The organism is Paracoccus sp. (in: a-proteobacteria) (genome assembly GCF_047973135.1).
In the GTDB taxonomy this organism is placed as follows: Bacteria; Pseudomonadota; Alphaproteobacteria; order Rhodobacterales; family Rhodobacteraceae; genus Paracoccus.
In genome coordinates, this window is sequence record NZ_JBKEBL010000295.1 from 1 (window position 1) to 1,569 (window position 1,569).

The window sequence follows — 1,569 nt, forward strand, 5'->3', positions numbered from 1 at the left end:
GGCCTGAAACACAACGATCTCAACCATCAGCGTGGCGGCGAGGCTGGCGGCGAAGGCGGTGGCATCTGCGTAGGACATTTTTTCGGCTCCTGTCTTGGAGGCGGAGGACCATCCCCCGCGTGACAGACGCCCGATGTGTCTGACCGGATCTGCAATCACCCTCGGGTCCCCGAGGGCGGCACGCTTGCGTAGACCGACCCCCTGCGGGTTGACTGCAAAGAGACGGATCAGACCAAGGTTTGCGAATGGAAGCGGGGGTGGGGCTTTGCATCAGACAGGAGCCGGATGTCCGCAGATGTCCCGCCGCGCCAGCGGCGCCGGCATGCTGGTGGCAAGATCGTGTTCTCTTCAGGCCGGGGGCGGCACCCTGCTGCCCCGCCACCAAGATAGAGATGACATGGTGAAGCTGGAGATTGATCCGTGACGCGATGTCCTGCCACTTGCCCTCATCCCGGCAGGGTTCAATCCCAGAGCCCTTCGGCGATCTCACGCGCGATCATGGCGCGGGCCTTCATCATCACATCGTCACCGGAGGTGTCGATATGCCCGTAGAACCGCGCCCGGCCGCCATGCGCTGTCCAGTCGGCATAGTAACAATATTCGCGGGCAGTGAGGTGGAAAGCGCGCAGGTCCGCCGCCCAATGAGGCTTCGGCTCGATCACGACGGTGACGCCATCACGGGTTTCTTCCCAGGGCAGGGATCGCTCGGCAGGCAGATTGCGGCGGTCGTCGCGGAATAGCTCGTCAATATCGATGTGTGCGGACATCGGGTCTCTCCAAAGAAAAAGCCCGGTCGCGAGGACCGGGCAAGGTGTGGAAACGGAATGGAGGGGGCGGTCATTGCCGCCCGTCTTGGGCTATTCGGCGGCGACCGCGTGCTGTGGATCGTCTTCGTCCTCTTCCCCGTCACCGGCGAGGAAATCCGGCAAATCATCGGCTTCAGCCTCGACAGCATCCGCCGCATCGGCGCCCGCATCCGGCTCAACCATCCGCAGCGGCTCGGGCAGCCATCCGGTTTCCGCCAGCAGGCGCTCGGCCTCCGTGGCCATGTCGCCCTTCTTCAGATGGTCGATCAGCTGCGCCGCCCGCTCGCCCGCGCCCTCGCGCACCGCCTCGATGATGCGCGGCTTGGTCACGCGGCCGAGATAATTGCCGACGGTCGGCCGCCAGCCCACCGCCACCATGTCGAGCCCAGTCGCGCGGGCCAGCCGGTCGGCCTGCCGCAGCCGCGCGTCGAGCCCGTGCTGGCTGACGCCCATGCCGCTATAGGGGTTCGGTTTTTCATGCAGCGCGTTGACGCCGAAGCTGACGCAATGGGCAAGCAACACCATGCGGGTATCATCGTCCTGATCCTCCAGCCAGTCCCAGAGCGCCCCGTCATCTGCCGGGATGTGATCACCCCAGCGTTCCTGCCGCTCCTGGATGGACTTTGCCGACGCGCTCTCGCACAGACCCTCGGCCTGAACGGGGAAATGCGACTCGCGGATATGGGCCTCAAGGCATCCCTTACTGGAATGAGGCAGGAAGAAAAAGCTGACCAGCAGGTGCAGCAGCGCTGACACGGCAACA

1 protein-coding gene and 1 pseudogene are annotated in these 1,569 nt (G+C 64.7%); both read right to left on the minus strand.

All coding sequences use genetic code 11. The annotated features are described in order from the left end of the window. Positions 1 to 461: 461 nt before the first annotated feature. Positions 462 to 767, minus strand: a complete 306-nt coding sequence (locus ACK5L9_RS21695) for a hypothetical protein (protein WP_416913537.1) — start codon at positions 765 to 767, stop codon at positions 462 to 464. A gap of 90 nt (positions 768 to 857) precedes the next feature. Next, positions 858 to 1,569 (minus strand): annotated as a pseudogene (locus ACK5L9_RS21700) (DNA-binding protein); the annotation flags it as partial.

Coding starts and splice junctions, on each gene's coding strand:
- ACK5L9_RS21695 (WP_416913537.1), bottom strand. CDS start 767: ATGTCCGCACACATCGATATTGACGAGCTATTCCGCGACGACCGCCGC.